Source organism: Alteromonas sp. 38, from assembly GCF_902506055.1.
Classification (GTDB): Bacteria; Pseudomonadota; Gammaproteobacteria; order Enterobacterales; family Alteromonadaceae; genus Alteromonas; species Alteromonas lipotrueae.
The window spans coordinates 3,288,438-3,307,721 of sequence record NZ_LR733300.1 but is presented as its reverse complement, the minus strand read 5'-3'; the positions used below and the strand labels follow the sequence as shown (position 1 = coordinate 3,307,721).

13 protein-coding genes are annotated in these 19,284 nt (G+C 44.0%); 9 read left to right on the top strand and 4 right to left on the bottom strand.

The window, feature by feature from the left end:
• The first annotated feature begins 275 nt into the window (after positions 1 to 275).
• The 4 genes from FLAVO9R_RS14390 (at position 276) to FLAVO9R_RS14375 (ending at position 3,258) form a co-directional block, all read left to right on the top strand.
• On the top strand, positions 276 to 740 hold the full coding sequence (locus FLAVO9R_RS14390) for a DUF3718 domain-containing protein (RefSeq protein ID WP_159532379.1): 465 nt from the start codon (positions 276 to 278) through the stop codon (positions 738 to 740).
• Positions 741 to 1,129: 389 nt separating this feature from the next.
• Positions 1,130 to 2,008, top strand: a complete 879-nt coding sequence (locus FLAVO9R_RS14385; RefSeq protein ID WP_159532377.1) for a YHYH protein — start codon at positions 1,130 to 1,132, stop codon at positions 2,006 to 2,008.
• A complete protein-coding gene (locus FLAVO9R_RS14380) occupies positions 1,995 to 2,615 on the top strand; it encodes a toxin-antitoxin system YwqK family antitoxin (RefSeq protein WP_159532375.1) in 621 nt (206 codons plus the stop codon). Before FLAVO9R_RS14385 ends, FLAVO9R_RS14380 begins: the two co-directional genes overlap by 14 nt.
• Positions 2,563 to 3,258: an SCO family protein gene (locus FLAVO9R_RS14375; RefSeq protein ID WP_159532373.1), complete on the top strand. Its 696-nt coding sequence runs from the start codon at positions 2,563 to 2,565 to the stop codon at positions 3,256 to 3,258. The genes FLAVO9R_RS14380 and FLAVO9R_RS14375 overlap by 53 nt, the downstream gene beginning before the upstream one ends.
• A 76-nt stretch (positions 3,259 to 3,334) precedes the next feature.
• Here FLAVO9R_RS14375 and FLAVO9R_RS14370 read toward each other — a convergent pair whose 3' ends face one another.
• On the bottom strand, positions 3,335 to 4,660 hold the full coding sequence (locus FLAVO9R_RS14370) for a M24 family metallopeptidase (protein WP_159532371.1): 1,326 nt from the start codon (positions 4,658 to 4,660) through the stop codon (positions 3,335 to 3,337).
• 378 nt (positions 4,661 to 5,038) lie between these two features.
• Here FLAVO9R_RS14370 and glgC point away from each other — a divergent pair, with 378 nt between their 5' ends.
• A complete protein-coding gene (gene glgC / locus FLAVO9R_RS14365) occupies positions 5,039 to 6,415 on the top strand; it encodes a glucose-1-phosphate adenylyltransferase (RefSeq protein WP_159532369.1) in 1,377 nt (458 codons plus the stop codon).
• A 138-nt stretch (positions 6,416 to 6,553) separates the two neighbouring features.
• Here the strand turns inward: glgC and FLAVO9R_RS14360 are convergent, their stop codons facing one another.
• Genes FLAVO9R_RS14360 through FLAVO9R_RS14350 form a run of 3 tightly spaced genes read right to left on the bottom strand, consistent with a single transcriptional unit; the run spans position 6,554 to position 11,646 of the window.
• The gene (locus FLAVO9R_RS14360) at positions 6,554 to 9,208 is read right to left on the bottom strand and encodes a M14 family metallopeptidase (protein WP_159532367.1); all 2,655 of its coding nucleotides are present in this window, start codon (positions 9,206 to 9,208) and stop codon (positions 6,554 to 6,556) included.
• A gap of 13 nt (positions 9,209 to 9,221) precedes the next feature.
• Positions 9,222 to 10,688 (bottom strand): ATP-grasp domain-containing protein, encoded by a 1,467-nt coding sequence (locus FLAVO9R_RS14355; RefSeq protein WP_159532365.1) that lies wholly within the window; start codon positions 10,686 to 10,688, stop codon positions 9,222 to 9,224.
• 13 nt (positions 10,689 to 10,701) lie between these two features.
• Positions 10,702 to 11,646, bottom strand: coding sequence for an ATP-grasp domain-containing protein (locus FLAVO9R_RS14350; RefSeq protein ID WP_159532363.1), 945 nt, complete (start codon positions 11,644 to 11,646; stop codon positions 10,702 to 10,704).
• Between the two features lie 351 nt (positions 11,647 to 11,997).
• Here FLAVO9R_RS14350 and FLAVO9R_RS14345 point away from each other — a divergent pair, with 351 nt between their 5' ends.
• From FLAVO9R_RS14345 to FLAVO9R_RS14330, 4 genes are all read left to right on the top strand, one after another.
• Positions 11,998 to 13,101 carry a M20 family metallopeptidase gene (locus FLAVO9R_RS14345; RefSeq protein ID WP_159532361.1) on the top strand — a complete coding sequence of 368 codons (1,104 nt, stop codon included), beginning with the start codon at positions 11,998 to 12,000 and terminating at the stop codon, positions 13,099 to 13,101.
• A 313-nt stretch (positions 13,102 to 13,414) separates the two neighbouring features.
• Positions 13,415 to 14,608, top strand: coding sequence for an efflux RND transporter periplasmic adaptor subunit (locus tag FLAVO9R_RS14340; RefSeq protein WP_159532359.1), 1,194 nt, complete (start codon positions 13,415 to 13,417; stop codon positions 14,606 to 14,608).
• Positions 14,609 to 14,611: 3 nt separating this feature from the next.
• Positions 14,612 to 17,842 (top strand): efflux RND transporter permease subunit, encoded by a 3,231-nt coding sequence (locus tag FLAVO9R_RS14335; RefSeq protein ID WP_232370658.1) that lies wholly within the window; start codon positions 14,612 to 14,614, stop codon positions 17,840 to 17,842.
• Positions 17,835 to 19,280: an efflux transporter outer membrane subunit gene (locus FLAVO9R_RS14330; RefSeq protein WP_159532357.1), complete on the top strand. Its 1,446-nt coding sequence runs from the start codon at positions 17,835 to 17,837 to the stop codon at positions 19,278 to 19,280. Before FLAVO9R_RS14335 ends, FLAVO9R_RS14330 begins: the two co-directional genes overlap by 8 nt.
• Positions 19,281 to 19,284: the final 4 nt, after the last annotated feature.

Genomic DNA, 19,284 nt, shown 5'->3' with positions numbered 1-19,284 from the left:
TAATAACTTCAAATATCTATCTTTAACCTGCTGAATATAGCCGTATCCAATATTAGATAACAATAATGTACGTTACATATATTCGCATTTTGTAACAACGATTGTTAAAAAGGTTAATTTTTGTAAAAAAATTACAGAATTGGTGTGAAAAGTACGGTTTTTTGGTCTTTTATGTAATTAAATTACGAAATAAGCTTTCTTTTACGTAATTTTTGGTCATAATATACGCGTTGCTTAAGAAAACTCTAATTTTGTTACACAATAGGAATTACATTATGAAACTGTCAACTTTCGCCATTGCTTTAATCTCTTCAGTAGCGTCTTTAAATGCTTTTGCTCAAGACGTTCGTTTAAACCCAGTTAATCAAAACATTGAAACGCAAGCTTGCTACACAGCTGCGACAGAAGGCTATAGAGCAGCAAAGCGCTTAATTCGTGACAACGGATTAAATGTTGCGTCTTTCAGTGCATCATTGCTTTGTAATGACGTAAGCTTAAGAAAGTTTGCTGATTTATACAGCAATAAAACTACCAGTGAAACTAAAGGTATCGCGCTTGTTGCTAAGAACGAAGATATCGCTTCAAAAGCATGTCTAGATGCCGTTTCAATCGGTACAGAAAAAGCACTAGCTAAGTATGGCTTAGAAGGCGAAACCATTATTTGTAACCACAAAGAAATGTCAGCCTTTGCTCGTGCATACAGCACAGAATCAGTAGTTGTACGTCCATTCTCTGAATAGGACAGCCACACTGATTTAACGTTTGTTCACAGTTTCATGGCCCACTCGGCAACTGGGTGGGCCAGTAACTTATTTTAATCACTGCGCCTTCTGGTGTGAAATAATACCTCTCAAAAGCCCTCTTCTCTTAAACACTAAACCAAACAACCCATTCATTACTGATTAAAAAACGACAACGCTAACTTTCCACAAATGGGTACTAGCCTCAACGGTTTAACTTTTACTTTCTTTTATCTATTCATTTTTCCATCAACAATCTCCATTGAATATGCACATTGTGCACCCAAGCCCCGTGCTATTTTACTGACTATTCACGTTCCTTACGTTTGTTTGCAATATGCGTAAACGTTCGAGTACCGCTGCAGTAAATACCAATAGAGAGAATCATTATGTCGAAAAGTCACTACGCACTAGCTGCATTATTTTGTGTAAGCATTCTGTCGGTATTAGCAGGGTGCGGAGGGGGATCACCTACCGATGAAACCGTAAGCAGCGACACCAGTGTGGATACGGGCACTGGCACAGACTCGGGTAGCGACGGTGATTCGAGTGCAACCACATGCGACTCACCCATGACCGAGCTTTCAAGTGCTTATCTTGAATTTGTTGCGGCGCCTAATGTCACCATTGTGTTGTCTGAAGATGGATGTACGGTCTCGCTAGAGTCGGCAGGCAAACCCGATCACACTTCGTCATACTGGGATTCAGGCAATGCCAGCGGCTTATATGTTGAGCCTGAAGATGAGACCTTATTCAATCAAAAGCGCTCACCGGGTGACATTGAAGATTACATTAACGATTTTGATTTAACTGTACCGGTATCGCCAGAGCTTGCTGCGACGTCATCAGCCACGCCGTTAGGTGCTATTGGCATAGCGCTCAGCGGGGCACCGATTTTCAATGATTCAGAGGGGACGGGAGATGTATCGCTGGGCGTAATACAAGGTTTCGATAGAAATGGTGCGCACACGGGGCCGCAAACCTACCACTATCATCTAGAGCCACAAGCTATCTCTTATGATGATGATTCGCTTGTAGGTATTATGGCAGACGGGTTTTTCATTTTTGGAAGACGCTGCTATTCAACCGTAGGCTACCCCACCGACTTGGATGAGTCCAACGGCCACACGTCAATTACCCTTTATACCGGTGGTTCAGAAGAAGATGCTGAATATCACTATCACGTATCGACTGAACAATACCTAAACGGTGAGTACTACCTTATTTTCCCGGGTAACTTTCAAGGTACGCCGAGTGATATTAACTAAATCAATAACCTGTAAGTTGTTGATGTTCTGTGCACTTTGGCTAGCAACAACTTACGCGTCGGTAGCCTACAGTTCTAGACCACCATTAGTGGTGTATCAAAGTGACATATCTTTGAATAAGCAAGGTGTTCGGATTTACAAGAGTACGCCTTTCACCGGTAAAGTGGTGAGTTATCACCCCACAGGAAAACTGGCTACAGAAGACGAATTTATAGAAGGACGCCGAGCTGGAGTCGCCAGAAAGTGGTTTTCCAACGGCATTTTAGGCTACGAGTCGTTTTATACATCTGGTGCGCGAGATGGACGTACACAAACCTGGTGGGTTAACGGTAATCTTCGCTCGGCATTCGTGTATGAAAACGGCAAAGTCGAAGGGGAGGGATGGCGTTGGTACAGAAATGGCGCCAAGTTTAAGAAATTTAACTACCACGAAGGGCAACCAACAGGCTTGCAGCAAGCGTGGCGTAAAAACGGCACCTTATACTCTAATTTTGAATACAAAAATGGGCGGATTTATGGGCTTAGAAAAGCGAACAATTGTGTGGGGCTTGAGGATGAAGTTATCTCTGTTGACTACTACCAAAATCAAGCAAATCTTAGTTTGTAGCACTTTGCTTTTATTGGGTAATGCGTTTGCTTCATTTGCATATGGCACCGCCGAGTTACCCTATTACAACAGTAAAGAATTTACACCGCACTGGATTGAAAGCGGTAGTGAAGCGCTTAATGGTTTTCACCAAATACCGCCGTTTAGTTTTACTAATCAAGACGGTGAAGAGGTCAGCGAAAAAGATTTCGATAATAAAATTTACGTGGCTGGTTTTTTCTTTAGCACTTGCCCTGGTATTTGCCCCATGATCCGCTCTAAGTTAGCGAAGGTACAAGAAGCATTTATTGATGACGATAACGTAAAAATTCTTCAGCACTCGATTAGGCCGCATACCGATACGGTAGAATTGCTAAAAGCTTATGCGGATAAAAATGGGATTGTGAGCGGTAAGTGGTATTTGGCGACAGGAGAGCGAGATGCTATTTATTCATTAGCAAAAAGCGCGTACTTCGCTAGCGACGATCTGGGAAATTTGCAAAATACAGAAGATTTTTTGCATACGGAAAGCCTGCTATTGATAGATCAGAATCGCCATATTCGCGGCATATACAACGGGCTTAATAGTGCTTCTGTCGATTATTTGATAGCGGATATTAAGGTGCTGAACGCTCAGTTAACGTTTAGCATTCCGACTGAATAATAGGCCTAATTATCAGGTTTAGCGCGTTTATCGGTGGAAAGATAACGGTAAATAAACGCGCCGTTAGCACTTGCGGCTACTCCCCTGGTGAAATGAGATGCAGTACCTTTTGTCTGCCGTCGAGATACTTAACTTTTTCGCCATCAAAAAATGCATCTTCCTCCAACATGATGCGAATGTCCTTCCCCCATTCTGGAATATAGGTTGCGGCATTGAGCTCAATGGAATAAACCGTGTTTGGATACATGGGATAGTCGCCCTGTATGGGAACACCTTCTTGGGCATCCCACATCCCAATAGTTGGTCCTGCTGCATGGCCATGGAAGCCAAGGGGATGAGTATAAATGGAGGGTGTAAGCCCTTCTTCAATGGCTTGTTCTCGAGACATTTGCAAAATCTCGTTGCCAGTACGTCCCACTTTAAAATTGCTAGTAAGAATATCTTGCAAACGGTTACCTGCAGCAAAGGCCTTCATTATGCTTTCAGGAGGGGCGGTTTCGCCAGCTTTTAACACATAGGCGTGTTGCTGTTGATCGGTATTTAAACGCAAGTAAGTAATGCCAAAATCAACATGAATAAGGTCGCCAGGCTGAATTATGTTTTCACCCGAGCGCTTACTAAATGCTTTTATTTGATCAAATTTTTCTTTGTCAGCACGTTGGATAGACACTGAGGGATGAAACCAGTTTTCTAACCCCAATGCTTTGCTTTGGTCTCGCAGCCACCAAATAACATCGTCAGTGGTGGTGGTTCCAGGGGTAATGACGTCGTTTGAAAAAGCCGTACCAATAAGCTTGTGGCCAATTTGAGTCAGGGTTGGGTAGTGTTGCATTTCAAGCTTACTACGGGTTTCTAGCCAAGCAATGGCAAGTTTTTCACCTGATACCACACGGTCTTTAAATGTAGGAGAGAGGGCGGCCAAGAACTTGCGGTTTTCAGTGCTACTCATACCATCAGCAAGCGCAAATGCATCTGAAACATTCACTGCAATTCGTTTAGGGTTGCGCGCCTCTATAACGTCGGCAAGTGCTTTGTACTGATTAGGCTGAGCTTCTTTGTCCCATGCTTTTTCGAATAAATCGGCCACTGCATACCGCGCTATGGCCAAACGTTCGAGAGGCTTTCCTTCGCCAGGGTTATAAATGACTAACATGGTATGCCTGCGGGCCGACAACCATGTTGATGGCAGCATGGTTTTAATCACGGGATCTTCATTGTATTCCCGCGACATAATTACCCACATATCAATATTGGTACGCTGCATAAGGCTGGGTAAAACCTGCTCGAATCGTTGCACTAGTATTTCATCGACCAGCGCGCTCCTAGCCTGCATATCCATGACATCTTTGGCCATACATTGCACACTCACCAACAACAAAACAAGCGTATAAACTGGTCTCATTCCCTTTCCTTATTTGTTTGAATTATAAGCATGTAATCATTAAAACTATCATAAGCTGTTTAGCTTAAGCAACGATGGCTACAATGAAGAAGAGGAAAGAATAGCGTGACTCGCTGTAGCGATCATAGGTCTGCTAGAAGCTACATATAGGCTGGGTTTATAGTGAGTATAAGCGGCTCGATAGGCGCGCATCTCCACTGGTATTGATACGGATCAATACATTAAACTGAAATTCCTTGTTTACTTTACATTAACACGTTGGGCATGTTGTAGAATTTTTTGAATTCAATGTCGGCAATTTTCCTTTAATAGATAAATTAAATTGTGATTGCAGTTTAATCATCATCGATTTAGGTATCACCCTAGCCGGAGACAGTTATGAATGCAGAGATTGATTTGCAGCAAATAATAGAAAATACCATGGTGTTAGTGCTAGCTGGAGGGCAAGGCTCTCGATTAAAAGCGCTTACAGAAACACGGGCTAAACCGGTACTAGAGTTTGGCAGTCACTGTCGGATCATCGATTTTCCCCTTTCAAACTGTGTTAATTCCGGCCTAAATCGAATTGCGGTACTCACCCAATATAAGTCTCAATGTTTAATTCGCCATTTGATGCAACATTGGGGCACGTTGAACAACAGTTTTGGGGGGCGATTAGATATTCTTCCTGCCTCCCAGCAACAGTCTGAAAGCTGGTACCAAGGTACTGCAGATGCGTGTTTTCAGAATATTGACTATATCAAATCCAGAGCGCCTAAATATGTGATGATCTTATCGGGGGATCACGTATATCAAATGGATTATCGCAAACTGCTGGCAGAACATGTGAAAAATGGCGCTGAAATGACAGTATCTTGTATAGAAGTGCCTACTAAGAATGCGGCAAATCAGCTGGGAGTGTTAAGTGCTGATAGCAAAGGTCAGGTAACCGCTTTCGACGAAAAACCAAGTAAACCTCATCCATTGTTAGATGCTCCTGAGTATTGTTTGGCCTCAATGGGCAATTATGTAGTGAATGCTGAGGTGCTCTATCGGCTACTTAAAGCAGATGCTAAAACATTGGGATCAGATCACGATTTCGGTAAAAACGTGATCCCCAATATTATTGAACACCACAAAGTGTTTGCGCATCGATTCAGAGGCGCTGATGGTTGCCAAATTCCCTATTGGCGCGATGTAGGTACCATTGATAGTTACTGGCGGGCTCATATGGATTTGCTGAACAACAGCGATGTGTTGAATTTAGCCGACCCCTCTTGGCCCATATGGGGAAGTACCTTGTCTAGCGCGCCAACTCAAATCCGGGGTGGGGCGCAAAAAGGCCAGTGCGATCTCAATCAGATTTTGATTGGCACCGGTTGCCAATTAACTAATTGCCGTATCCATCACACTGTTTTGTCATCCAATTGCGCAATCGGTGATGGCGCCTCACTTCAAGGGTGTGTATTGCTGCCTGATGTGACTATCGAGGCCGGAGCCAAATTAAAAAACGTTATCGTCGATAAAGGCGTGACAATCCCTGCTAATTTGTCTATTGATGATACTAATATTGCCAAGCACTTCGGCTTTTCAGTAAGCGAGAAGGGAGTGACGTTAATCACTCAGCAAGTCATTGATAGTTTTGCCGACGTGGAAATATATTTTGACGTACCGCAAAAATCGACGAGTGTAAGCCCAATTAGACCAATACATTCAGAGCTGTCGACTCGAAACATCGCCCGTACTCATGTTTCCACCGCGCTGAACGACCGTTAATATAAAAGCATACTTAACGAGCAAAAAATAGGCGCTTAGTGCGCCTATTTTCATTATAACGTGTGCTTGTCTCAGCGTTTTTACCGTTGATTGTGCATAGCGTGAACTACAAGCTAAAAAGATAAGGCCAGTAGAGGCTTAATCAATTAGCGGCTCATCGTCATCTTCCTCTTCCTGCTTCTCGTATTTCTCTTCCTCTACCGGTATCACTTCCTCAGAAGAATAATAAACGCTGACAGGTGCAGAATAGTTTGGCACGTCGTCGTAGGCAAATACCGAGTAATACTTCTCAACATTCGGGTTACCGAAGTTGTCATAGGTATACTCATCTGAGCCTGCATAAAGCTTCACGCCATCAAGAGGAGAGCGCGGCGAGTGGAAGCGGTTTCTAACCACAAACGCGCCCACTAAATCGGCATGCTTCGGGTTGCTCCAACTTAGCTTAACCTGACGATTTTCTAAGGTTACGCTTAAGTTAGCTGGTGCCGGTAGAGGTTCTTTACGACGCTCTATGTACTTAATCACCAATTTACACACTTGATTACTGTGTAAGTCATGCCAATTGACCAGCATGTTCTTTTCAGCGCTTGAAGATGTTGAACGAACCACGAAATGAAAAGGCGCATGTTTCGCATGCATTTCTTCTAATGCTTCTCGGCAGTAGCTGTCAAAAATAAAGTTGTGCGAGTTTTTGTCTTTAAGTTGAGCGTTACTCACTTCATAACCAATAAACTCTTTTTTCTCTCTATTTTTCACGCTTTGGTAGTCAAGATCTTCAAGACCCGCTAATTCAATGGTGAAACGAATATCTTGAGATGTAGGCAAGGCATTGTCGTTGCTCATCGTTAAGTAGGCTTCGGTGATCACGGTTTTCTTAGGATCAGGCAAGTTTTCGGTTAAGAAGGTCATTTGCCCGTACACCACATCGCCGTTTTCATCAAAACCAGACTGCAGTTCATTTTGATTCACTTGTGCTTTCGATACCGTGCTAAGTGATGATGGGGTTAGCTCTACCTGTTTGCTTGGAAGCGTATAAATAACTTCCAAGTTAGGGCGGTAATGAATACCTGAACCAAACTTTCCGTACCCAATATCAAACTGCATCATTTGCGAGTCTGCGCCAAGAGGCAGTTTTCTAGGACCTTCAACGCGAAGCAACAAGGTACCGTTCTTAATAGATTTGCGAATAATGCGACGCTCAGCCACATTTAAATCCCAATGAGACCAAATACCTTGAGTTAGTTTATCTGAGCGAATCTCATCGCCAAGCGTTTGAATAGGCTTAGCTTGGTGAATTTGATTGAAATCGGTGATGTCAGATATTTCTGATGGGTCGAGAATTGACACTGTCCATTCGCCAAAATTTTCTACTTTGGCGTTAACGCGGTTCATCGGGTACAAAGAGAAACTCGCATTCTTAATACGGGCTTCTTCAGGTAAGTTTTCCATATTAAATGCAATTACCCCGTAACAGATACCACGGCGTTTATTCACACCTACAAACAAGGAGTTGTAGCCGAAATGGTCGCGGTTTTTCTCGAGAGTATATTGGCCTACATAACCAATACCGCGCTTCGATGGGAATAAACCTCTGAAATATTCATCTTCAGATAATTGGGTCTTAAGCTTAATTTCAGGGCTAAACGGCGATTTGGTATCAGTGACCTTATTAACTGCACGTATATTGTAGAAATATTTCTGACCACTTTTAAGCTGTACGTCGGTGAACGAGTGTTTGCCAATAATCGCGATAAGGTTATCTTCACGGCAAGGGCTTTTCACTGTTTCAGAGCGATACAGTTCAAAATAAATATCATCAGATTCTGGATAATCCCAGCATAGAGTCGCTTCGTAAACGCCCACTGATTCAATAGTGAAATTATCTACCCGAGCGGGTGCTTCATTAGAGTAGTTTTTCGCTTCTGATAAGGCGTAAAGCACGGCAGGTACATTCTCGTCTACACTTTGCGACATATTCGTCATGTAATCTGGAATGTTGCGAGTGCCCACTTCTACCACAGCTGAGATAATACCTAACGAGTAGTAATATTCTCGGCCACTACCGTTAATCAAGTTTGTAGGTGGCTTGCCACGGTGAATACCGTATTGGCGACCCGTTACCTTATGGATTTCACGGTTCATATTGGCGCACAATACGTTTAAGTCGGTACCTTCAATTTCAGACTCGTGATTAAACTTATGGGCAGGGAAAAACACATTACCTTGGGAGTGGTAATCTAGGGCAATAGTTATGTTTTTATGATCCAGCACGAAATCGCGAATGGCAGCAGTTTCTGGTTCAGAGAACGCGGCTGGGCCTGAGTAGGTGTTTACCGTAGTATCAGCAGAGCGCTTAAAGCGAACACCAAAGTTACGGTTCAAATCAACACCAAAAGTGCCATCGCCATTATCTCTTCTATTCTTTCGCCAGAAAGAAAAGTGGGTGCGTGAATATTCAAAACCGTCAGGGTTCAAACACGGCACCATGTAAAGCGTATTTCGGCCTAATGCTTGTTGAATAGATGGGTTATGGTCAATGTTGGTTAGCACATAATCAATAAATTTTATGGCTAACTCGTTACCAATCCATTCTCGAGCGTGGATAGTGCCGGTAAATAATAGCGCGGGTTTGCTGTCTGCGGTTTCAATGTTAGCAGATACGGTAGCCATCATAATTGGTCTACCTTCCCATGTGGTTCCGATACTATGCACTCGAATAAGCTCGGGGTATTTTTCCTGAGCCTGTTCCAAAAACGCCATTGTTTCTTGATACGAGGTATATTGTTTTTTCATTGTTTCTTCTTAGCTAAGAGAAATCAGTGGTTACCAGCGTAGTCTTGAAATTATCCCAATGCGCGATAATTGCATCGACTTTCTTTTGCTGAATGTTTTTAACCGTCAGAAACACGCTTGGATCAGCATAAATCGCTTTTGACGTGCCTTCTTCACCCAGAGTACTGATTATCACCTCTGTAAGCTTAGGGCCTATACCTTTTACGCCAGCAAAGAAGCTTTCTAGCTCTGACGTAGTTAAAATGAGTTCGTCTGCATCTGCTTCAACACCGTCTTCAAACTCATCATTGCTATCATTTAAAACACGCTCTAGTCCATCACCAATAACGTCATCTAGGCCATCGTCTTCACTTACATCTTGGTTTTCTAAATGTAAGTCGGTAAAGATTTGCGCTTTGCTTTTTGGGGTGTAATTATCTTGAAAATTCCAAGATTCACTTGGCCATTCTTCGTCAAGCTGCAATTCAACAGGTAGTAAAGGATATAATTCACGATTCGTTACGGCTGCTGCATCGGCGCTGTCATAACTTGGTGTGTATTCACCAAAGGTAATGTTTCTCATGGTGCGTAACAATGGCGTGCGAATTTTACCCAGTTCCTCCCAGTTATACAAAGGAATGTGCGGTTTCTTAAAGCGCTCTGAACACAAGGTCCACATTATGTACTGGCCGATCCAGTCACGAATATAAGGGAACGCAGCAAAAGCGGTAGCGCATTCTAGAATGCGGAATTTACCGTCAACGCCTAACGCGATATCCGACGCCCAGTATTCAGCTTTAGCGGCCTTTGAAGCGTTAACCGCAATTTGTAGCGCTTCTTTAGGTACATTAGCGTAGTCCATAGAGCCGCCTTGGCTAGTATTAGTCAGCCATTCACCTTCCGGCGGACGACGCCAAAATGCGCAAACCGGCTTATGACCTATTAGCATAACGCGTATGTCTGCCTTCATAGGTACAAATTCTTGCACGTATACCGGATGATATTTCTTTTTCTTAAGCAACTCGGCCGCTTCTTTAAAGCTATCTACCTTGTGAACGAAGTAGCCGCCATAATTAGACGGGCCGTAAGATTTCTTAATAATCTTCGGGTAGCTAGCGCTACGCAAAAACGCCATCGCCTCATCTTTTTCATAGAAAATGTCAGTCTTGGGAATAGGAAGGTTGTGCTTTTCACAAAAATGCGTGACGTTTTCTTTCGACTTGTTGGCAAACTGCGTGTCCATTGTTGGCAAAAAGCGAACGTTCGGTAGCTCACGAGCAATTTCTCGAAACGTTTCGTACGCTGTGGCTGGAATGTTGCCAATAAGAATATCAATATTTTTGCTTTTTACTTCACGTACAAAGCGGGCCTTGTCGTTACCCCAGTGGTAACACACAGTTTCAATTTTGTCTGGCCAACCCTTAAAATTCGATTTATCGAAGAAGCGCAGAACGTGGTCTAAGTAGAGTAGGCCAATGGTAGGTAGTTTAGTTGTAGACATTTTACTTTCTCGTTTAAAGTTGAGAGGTTAGCGCAGCCTGCATGCTTGCGCGCTTTTCAGTTGCTTTTCGCTCAATCAAATTAACGATCCGCTCTATTTTTCCATCATTGAAGGTTAACCCTGCGGCCTCTTGTTCAGGGGTCGCGAATGCTGGAATTCCGTTTACTTCTAGTACTACATATTCTTCATGTTCTTGGTCGTAAATTACGTCCACTCCCGCGATATCCAGCCCCGTTACTTTTGCGGCTTTAATCGCTAACGCGACCAATTCGTCATTCGGTTCACGGCGTATAACTGAACCACCGCTTGTTACGTTCGTTTTCCAATCATCTTTAGGCGCTTTACGTCCATAGCACCCTACGAATTCACCATCAACGATGTCAATTCGATAGTCTGTCATGTCGTAATTAATAAAACGTTCAACGTAGAAGTGAGGAATGTTGGTCTGATCCAAAAATGGAATAAGCATATCTAAAGAGCGCTCATCTTCTACCTTTACAATACCCATACCGCCCCAGCCATCGGTCGGTTTATACACTAAGCGCCCGCCCCACTCGCGAATAGTGTTTTTAAGCATCGGCTTGTCTTTGGTGTTACAAAGTCGGTAATCGGGCGTGCGTATACCTGCACGAGATAAACGGTGGGAAGTACGAAGTTTATCTTCTGACAACGAGAATGATTCAAAACTGTTAAGGCACGGAATCGATTCGTTTAATACTTGATAAAGAAAAACTTGATAGGGCGTTTGTTGCCCCGCATTGTATGAAAAAAACGCATCTAACTCTTCCATATTTACGTTGTGACACGTGATGGTTCCGTTATGCGCGTTTGCATGGCCTAAGTTAAGATCGGTAATTGCTTCGATATCGCGATCTCGTAATTGATTGACGATTTTAGCCTGTATGGCAGTACCACCGCTGTTGCTGTACATCCACATCCCGACTGTATACTTTGGCACGACTTTTAACCCTATTTTTTAAACCTAAGAATTGACATTCTTTTTGGTTTGCGTAAGAAGACATTTCAACTAAAAGATTTGCACCAAAATGGGTGGTAAATAACTATTTTAGATGAGAAATATGACATATATTAGACTTCAGGGTACGTCTTGGTACGAGGAGTCCCTCCCAAAAGCGGCGCCATTAAACGGCTAAATTGCGAACTATTCAAGTTTATTTTTTGTGCAAATGAAATTAATTTTGAATTTTTTGAGAGTAACGTTTAAAGCGTGTGTTTTGTGTGTGAATAAACCTTGATAATCAAGGGTTTCAGCGTGGTTTGGTTTTAATCAATACTTGGAATAAATATCATGAATAGTAGTCTGGACTTTACCGAACTTGCCACGATTATATCGCTCAACTCTTACACTAAAAATAAAGCGGGTGTAGATCGTAATGCTGACATCTTTAATATGTGGATGGAGCAGCTTGGTTTCTCTGTTGAGACCCATCGCCGAGATGTAATCGGTAATCATGTTCACTATCTGTCTAAAAAGAGTGAAGGGGCAAAATTACTGTTACTTGGTCACCTAGATACCGTATTCCCACCTGATACTTTTACCGAATTTCGTGAAGATGATGAATGGATTTACGGCCCTGGTGTATGTGATATGAAAGGCGGTAATTATATTGCACTCACTGCCCTTAGACACGTATTTGCCGAGCAAGGCCACATTACCAACATAGATATGCTGTTGGTGAGTGACGAAGAAAGTGGCAGCGACGATAGCAAGCTTCTTACCAGTGAAGTAGCCAAAGCCTACGATGCCTGTATGGTTTTTGAAGCGGCAGGGCCTGATCACGACGTGGTCATTTCTCGAAAAGGCATTGCTACCTTTCAGATTGAATTTGAAGGCAAGGGAGCCCACGCAGGTAATCACTATACCGATGGTATCAACGCTAACTTGGCAGCGGCTCATATGTTAATTGCATTGACGAACTTAACCGACCTTGAAAAAGGCACTACGGTTAATGCCGGTAAAATGAAAGGTGGTTTAGGCGCAAACACCATTTCCCCCAGTGCCAGCCTGACGGTAGAAGCACGTTTCACCCAATCAGAAGAGCGGGACAGAGTGTTGGCCGCGTTTGAAGAAGTGGCCCAAAACCCTGCTGTAGAAGGAGTAAAGATAGCTTTGACAGGTGGGTTACAACGAGATGTTATGCAGCCTACAGAAGCACAAGCGCAGTTTATCACTGAGTTAGAAAGTGTTCTGGATGCGCCTTTAAAGCTTGAAAAGCGCGGCGGTGTTAGCGACGCCAATGTAGTATCAGCAGCGGGTGTCCCTACTCTTGATGGTTTTGGACCCTATGGTGATGGCGACCACACCATTCACGAACGTGCCAGTAAAGCCAGCTTTGAACGCCGTATTAATGAGGTGAGTAAAATACTCGCGCATTTTAATGGCGGGAAATAGGGGGCTAGTTCTGGCGAGTGTTTTTTATACGGGCCAGAGATATTTCAAGCATAAATAACTAACTGAAAATATTGATACGAATTATGAAAAGCCTGAAATCTATTCTTCAGGCTTTTTCATATGACCTTGGTCAAACCAGCTTCGAAAAATGCTGTCTATCCGTTTATCTGTTCGTTTACCGCATAAATGCCAAGGGTTAACCCAGCCTTAACCCGTCCTTAAATAGCATGCTCCCATTCTGGATTCGCCGTGCAACTGTGTGAATCTAACCACTTCGGTACTTAACTTAATTAAACGATGGTAGGACTCCTTAATGAAGACGTATGCACTGGTCCCGATTGGCCTCTTAATCATAGTGTCGCTGCTTAGTGGCTGTGAAGAACAATCTAGCACGCCCCCAACTGCGCCTGTTACAGAGGTGTCTTACATTAACGTTACCTCTACCGAGCATAAAATAGATACCAAGCTGCAAGGAAGAGTAACTGCCTCTATGGTGGCCGAGGTACGCCCTCAAGTGAGCGGTATTATTCAAAAGCGCCTATTCACCGAAGGGCAAATGGTAGAGCAAGGACAAACCTTGTATCAGATAGACCCTGAAACCTACGAAGCAGCTTATAACGAAGCAAAAGCTACGTTAAACAGTGCAAAAGCAACAGTGGCGACGGCTAAATTAAAAGATGAGCGGTATGCAAAGTTGTTAAAAATCGAAGGTGTGTCTCAACAAGATGCTGATGATGCCCACGCTGCTCATTTAGAAGCGAAAGCAAATATAGAGATGTACGAAGCCGCATTGGAAACCGCCAGAATCAATCTTGAATATACCAAAGTGCTTGCGCCTATATCGGGGCGTATTGGTATTTCTTCAGTAACCCAAGGCGCGTTAGTGACTGCCCAGCAAGACACTGCATTAGCCACTATTCGAACGTTAGATCCTATTTATGTAGATATGACAAAAAATAGCAAAGCGCTGCTTAAGCTACGCAAACTAATGCGTGAAGATAACATTAAGCAAGGTACAACCGACGTGGCCTTGTCCTTAGAAGATGGAAGCACTTACGACCACCTCGGTGAATTAAAAATGCAAGAAGTGGCAGTTGACGCTTCTACCGGCGCGGTGACGCTACGTGCCCAATTCCCTAACCCTGATGGTTTACTATTACCTGGTATGTTTGTTCGTGCATCGGTCAGCGAAGCGGTTGATGAGAACGCGATTTTGGTGCCTCAACAAGGTATCTACCATGAGGCGACTGGTGAAGCTTACGCTTATGTTATCGACGACAGCAACACGGTAGAAAAACGTATTGTCGAAACCATTAACGCGGTAGGTAACCAATGGCTGCTAGAAAGCGGACTAACTGAAAATGAAAAGTTGTTAGTCGAAGGCGCGGGTAAAGTAGGGCCCGGCAGTGAAGTAAAACCTGTTCAGGTCGAAATGAATAGCAAGGGCACTATGGTGACGGTGACAGATGCTGATAGTTCCACGACATCTTCACTGGGGAGTAAATAGGCCATGTTAGCGCGCTTTTTTATCGACCGCCCCGTTTTTGCGTGGGTAATCTCCATCATCATAATGCTTACAGGTATTGCTTCTATTATGTCACTACCTGTGGCTCAGTACCCTAGTATAGCGCCACCGGTTATTAGTGTAAGTACCACTTATACAGGGGCTGATGCAGAAACCGTAGAAAATAGTGTTACCCAAATATTAGAGCAGCAACTTACCGGCCTTGATGGCTTGTTATACTTTTCATCATCAAGTACTTCAGATGGTGGTGCTTCCGTTAATGTGATCTTCGAGCAAGGTACTGACTCTGATTACGCGCAAGTACAAGTACAAAATAAGGTTGAGCAGGTAAATTCTCGCTTCCCAGAGGCAGTGCAATCTCAGGGTATAACCGTGACGAAATCGAACACTGACTTTTTGTTAGTAACCGCGGTATATGACACCACAGATACAGTATCGGCGTTTGATATCTCAGACTATATCTCTTCAAATATGGAAGACGCTATCGCACGTATAGAAGGGGTAGGTGACACTCGAGTGTTTGGTTCCGAATACGCCATGCGAATTTGGTTAGATCCTACCAAACTGGCTGCTTACGAGCTTATGCCATCTGATATTACAAGTGCACTTGATGCGCAAAATGTGCAAGTACCCGCGGGTAACATTGGTGCTATTCCATCTGCGGGTAGCCAAGAGTTAAATGCCACGGTTACGGCGCAATCAATGATGTCTACACCGGAGCAGTTTCGCAATATTATCGTGAAATATGATTCAACAGGCGCAAATGTATTATTAGGTGATGTAGCGAGAGTAGAAATTGGCAGCGAAAGTTACTCGGCTATTCCTCGTTTGAACGGTCATCCCGCTTCGGGTATTGCGGTGATGTTATCGCCAGGGGCTAACGCACTAGCTACCGCTACGCGGGTGAAGGACAAAGTAGCAGAGCTTGCTGTGAATCTGCCGGACGGCTACGAAGTAACCTTTCCCCGAGATAGTACCGACTTTATCAAAATATCTATCACGGAAGTAGTGCATACCTTGGGTGAAGCGGTAGTGCTGGTGGTGATTGTGATGTGGCTGTTTTTACAAAATTGGCGTGCCACACTTATTCCAGCTATCGCGGTACCTGTAGTGCTATTGGGAACATTTGGGGTGCTCTCGGCATTTGGTTTTTCTATAAATACACTTACGATGTTTGGCATTGTACTGTCTATAGGATTACTGGTGGATGACGCCATCGTGGTGGTAGAAAACGTCGAACGGTTAATGGAAGAAGAAAACCTCTCGCCACGAGATGCCACCATCAAATCAATGTCAGAAATAACTGGCGCGTTAATCGGTATAGCGGTTGTTTTGTCGGCAGTATTTTTACCTATGGCTTTCTTTGGTGGTTCCACAGGCGTTATTTACAAACAGTTTTCGGTAGCCATCGTGTCGTCAATGATCTTGTCGGTAGTGGTAGCACTAACCCTTAGCCCTACGTTGTGCGCAAGCTTACTGAAGCATAAAAAACCTGCGAATAAACAGGCTGCTACATCAGGTAAAGCGCCCCGTAAAAGCTTCTTTCAGTGGTTCAATGCAAAATTTGATGACCTTACCAACAAGTATGCAGGTCGCGTTTCCCGCATGGTTAATCAAAAAGTTCGCTGGATGGTGGTGTACGCGGTGATTATTGGTGTATTGAGTGTGCTGGTGGTAAGAATGCCAACAGGATTCTTACCCCAAGAAGACCAAGGCAGCATTATGTTTCAGGTGAATTTACCCCCTGGAGCATCTATTAAGCGCACCCGTGCAGTAGGCGAGAAAGTCACTGACTATTTAATGACAGAAGAAAAAGATACTGTCGTAAGAGCTTTCTCTATTTCAGGGTTTAACTTCAGTGGAAGTGGTCAAAATGCGGGAATGGGATTTGTATCTTTATCTCCTTGGGACGATCGCACTGAAGATGATGAAAGTGCCGATGCGCTTATTGCCCGCATGAACAAAAATCTATCGACTATTCGCGATGCCAATGTGTTTGCTATGTCGCAACCGGTTATTCAGGGGCTAGGGCAAAGCAACGGATTTACGTTCGAGCTACAAGCCACGACGGGAACCAGCCGTGCTGAGCTAACTCGTTTAAAGAATGAATTGCTCGCTAAGGCCCGTCAAAGTGAGCTACTCAACAGTATTCGTGATGGCGCGTTAAGTGATACGCCTCAGTTAAAAATTGATATTGATAACGGCAAAGCAAGTGCGTTGGGTGTATCGATGTCAGATGTTTCCGCTACCCTGACTTCAGCGTGGGCTGGCTCATACGTGAATGATTTCATTGACAATGGCCGAGTGAAAAAAGTGTACATAGAAGCGGATGCTGAATATCGCTCAAAACCTGAAGATTTAAATGAATGGTATGTTCGAGGCACCAACGCCGATGGTGAAACGACCATGACCTCGTTTGAGGCGTTTAGCTCGTCGTCTTGGTCAAGCGCTCCGCAAAGTTTATCGAGGTTCAACGGTATAGCGTCGTACCAAATTCAAGGTGCAGCCGCTAGTGGCGTGAGTTCGGGTCAAGCTATGGCTGAAATGGAACGTTTAACTCAAGAAGTCGGGCAAGGTAAACTCACTTACGCGTGGAGCGGTTTGTCTTATCAAGAAAAACTATCTAGCGGACAATCGTCTGCCCTGTACGCTATTTCAATATTAGTTGTGTTCTTGGCACTTGCCGCCTTATATGAAAGTTGGGCGGTACCGTTTTCCGTGATTATGGTTATTCCATTAGGGGTTATAGGGGCGGCGTTGGCATCTAGCATGCGAGGGTTAGACAACGATATTTATTTCCAAGTAGCGCTACTTACCACTATTGGTCTAGCGGCTAAAAATGCCATTTTAATTGTTGAATTTGCTGAAGCATCCTACCAAAAAGGCATGTCGTTAATTGAAGCTGCAGTGACTGCTGCAAAGTTAAGATTGCGCCCTATTATCATGACCTCTCTGGCCTTCATGTTAGGTATTTTACCCTTAGCAATATCTACAGGGGCAGGGGCCAATAGCCGTGTTGCCATTGGTACCGGTATTATCGGTGGTACCTTCACTGCCACTGTACTGGGTATATTCCTTGTGCCTATGTTCTTTGTGTTGGTGCGAGGCCTGTTCCCTAAACGTCGAACAGTTTACTCAGATAATGCTAATGAGCATGCAGTTTCATCAGCTGCTCAAACCGATACGCCTAAGCCGTTGGAGAATGGCCATGATTAAGTTTTCTAAATTGCACAAAGGTAGACTCTTGCCTATCGCAGCGGCGTTAGTTTTAGCTGGATGCAGCTCAATGGCGCCAGACTATTCACGCTCTGACGCTACGGTAACCAATGAATGGCAGCTCGAAAAGGTTGAGCTAACACAAGGTTTATCATCGCAACAAGCGTTAGATATTCCGTGGAAAGACTTTATTAAAGACGAACGGCTAGAGAAGATCATCGATTTGGCGTTAAGCAGTAATCGAAGCCTTCGAGAAACGCTAGCCGATGTCGAGTCGGCGCGAGCGACTTACCGCATTCAAAAGTCAGATTTGTTCCCTGATGTTGATGTGAGCTTAAGTGGCGATCGCACCAAGTACTCAACGGGCGAAATTGATACTACATACGAAGCAGAGGTGGGATTCAGTAGCTACGAGCTAGACTTATTTGGTAAAAATCGTAGTTTATCTGAAGCTGAAATGGAAACTTATTTAGCCAGTAGTGAAACCGCGAAAGCGGCAAAAATTTCACTTATTGGTGAAGTTGCCAACGCTTGGCTAACCTTGGCGGCAGATAGTAACTTGCTGACGTTAGCCGAAGAAACGGCCAGTAACGCTAAACAAGCCATGGATATTACGAATAAACGTTTATCTTATGGCATTGATTCGCGAATAGATGTAGCCAGCGCTGAAACTATTTACCATGCCGCCCGCTCTGATATAGCCAGTTATAAAACTCAAGTGGAGCAAGATAAAAATGCGCTTCGTTTATTAGTAGGTGAGAAATTCGATGACAATCTGCTTGCTTATACCTTGCCTACTGACACCTATGGAGGGAGTGACAGCTTGGTAACTGATGTACCGGTAGGTGTCTCATCAGATGTATTGTTAGTGCGACCTGATGTGTTGACTGCCGAGCATGCGCTTAAATCTGCCAATGCGAATATAGGTGCGGCGCGCGCTGCGTTCTTCCCCAGCATATCGCTTACTGCGACGGGCGGGTTGGCCAGTTCAGTGCTATCGGATATTTTTAGCGGCGGTGCCAGTTCAATTTGGAGCATAGCGCCCAGCATTAGCTTGCCCATATTTGATGGGGGAGAAAACAAGGCAAACTTGGCCTACAGTGAAGCACAGCAGCAGAAGTACTTAGCCGCCTATGAATATGCCATTCAAAGTGCGTTTACCGAAGTTGCTGATGCATTGGCAAGGCGAGCCACAATTCAAGATCAGCTTGAGGCTGAAGGTGCCTTGGTTAAAGCATCTGCCCGAAGTTACGAACTCTCTTTCGCTCGTTATGAAAATGGCATTGATAGCTTCCAAACTGCATTAGAATCGCAGCGTACTATGTATAGCGCTAAACAGTCTCTTATTGCTACGCGACAAGCAGACTTAGTTAACCGCATCACTCTATATAAAGTGTTAGGCGGCGGTTTAGCACCTACCGAGGGCGAAGTAGAATAAAAAA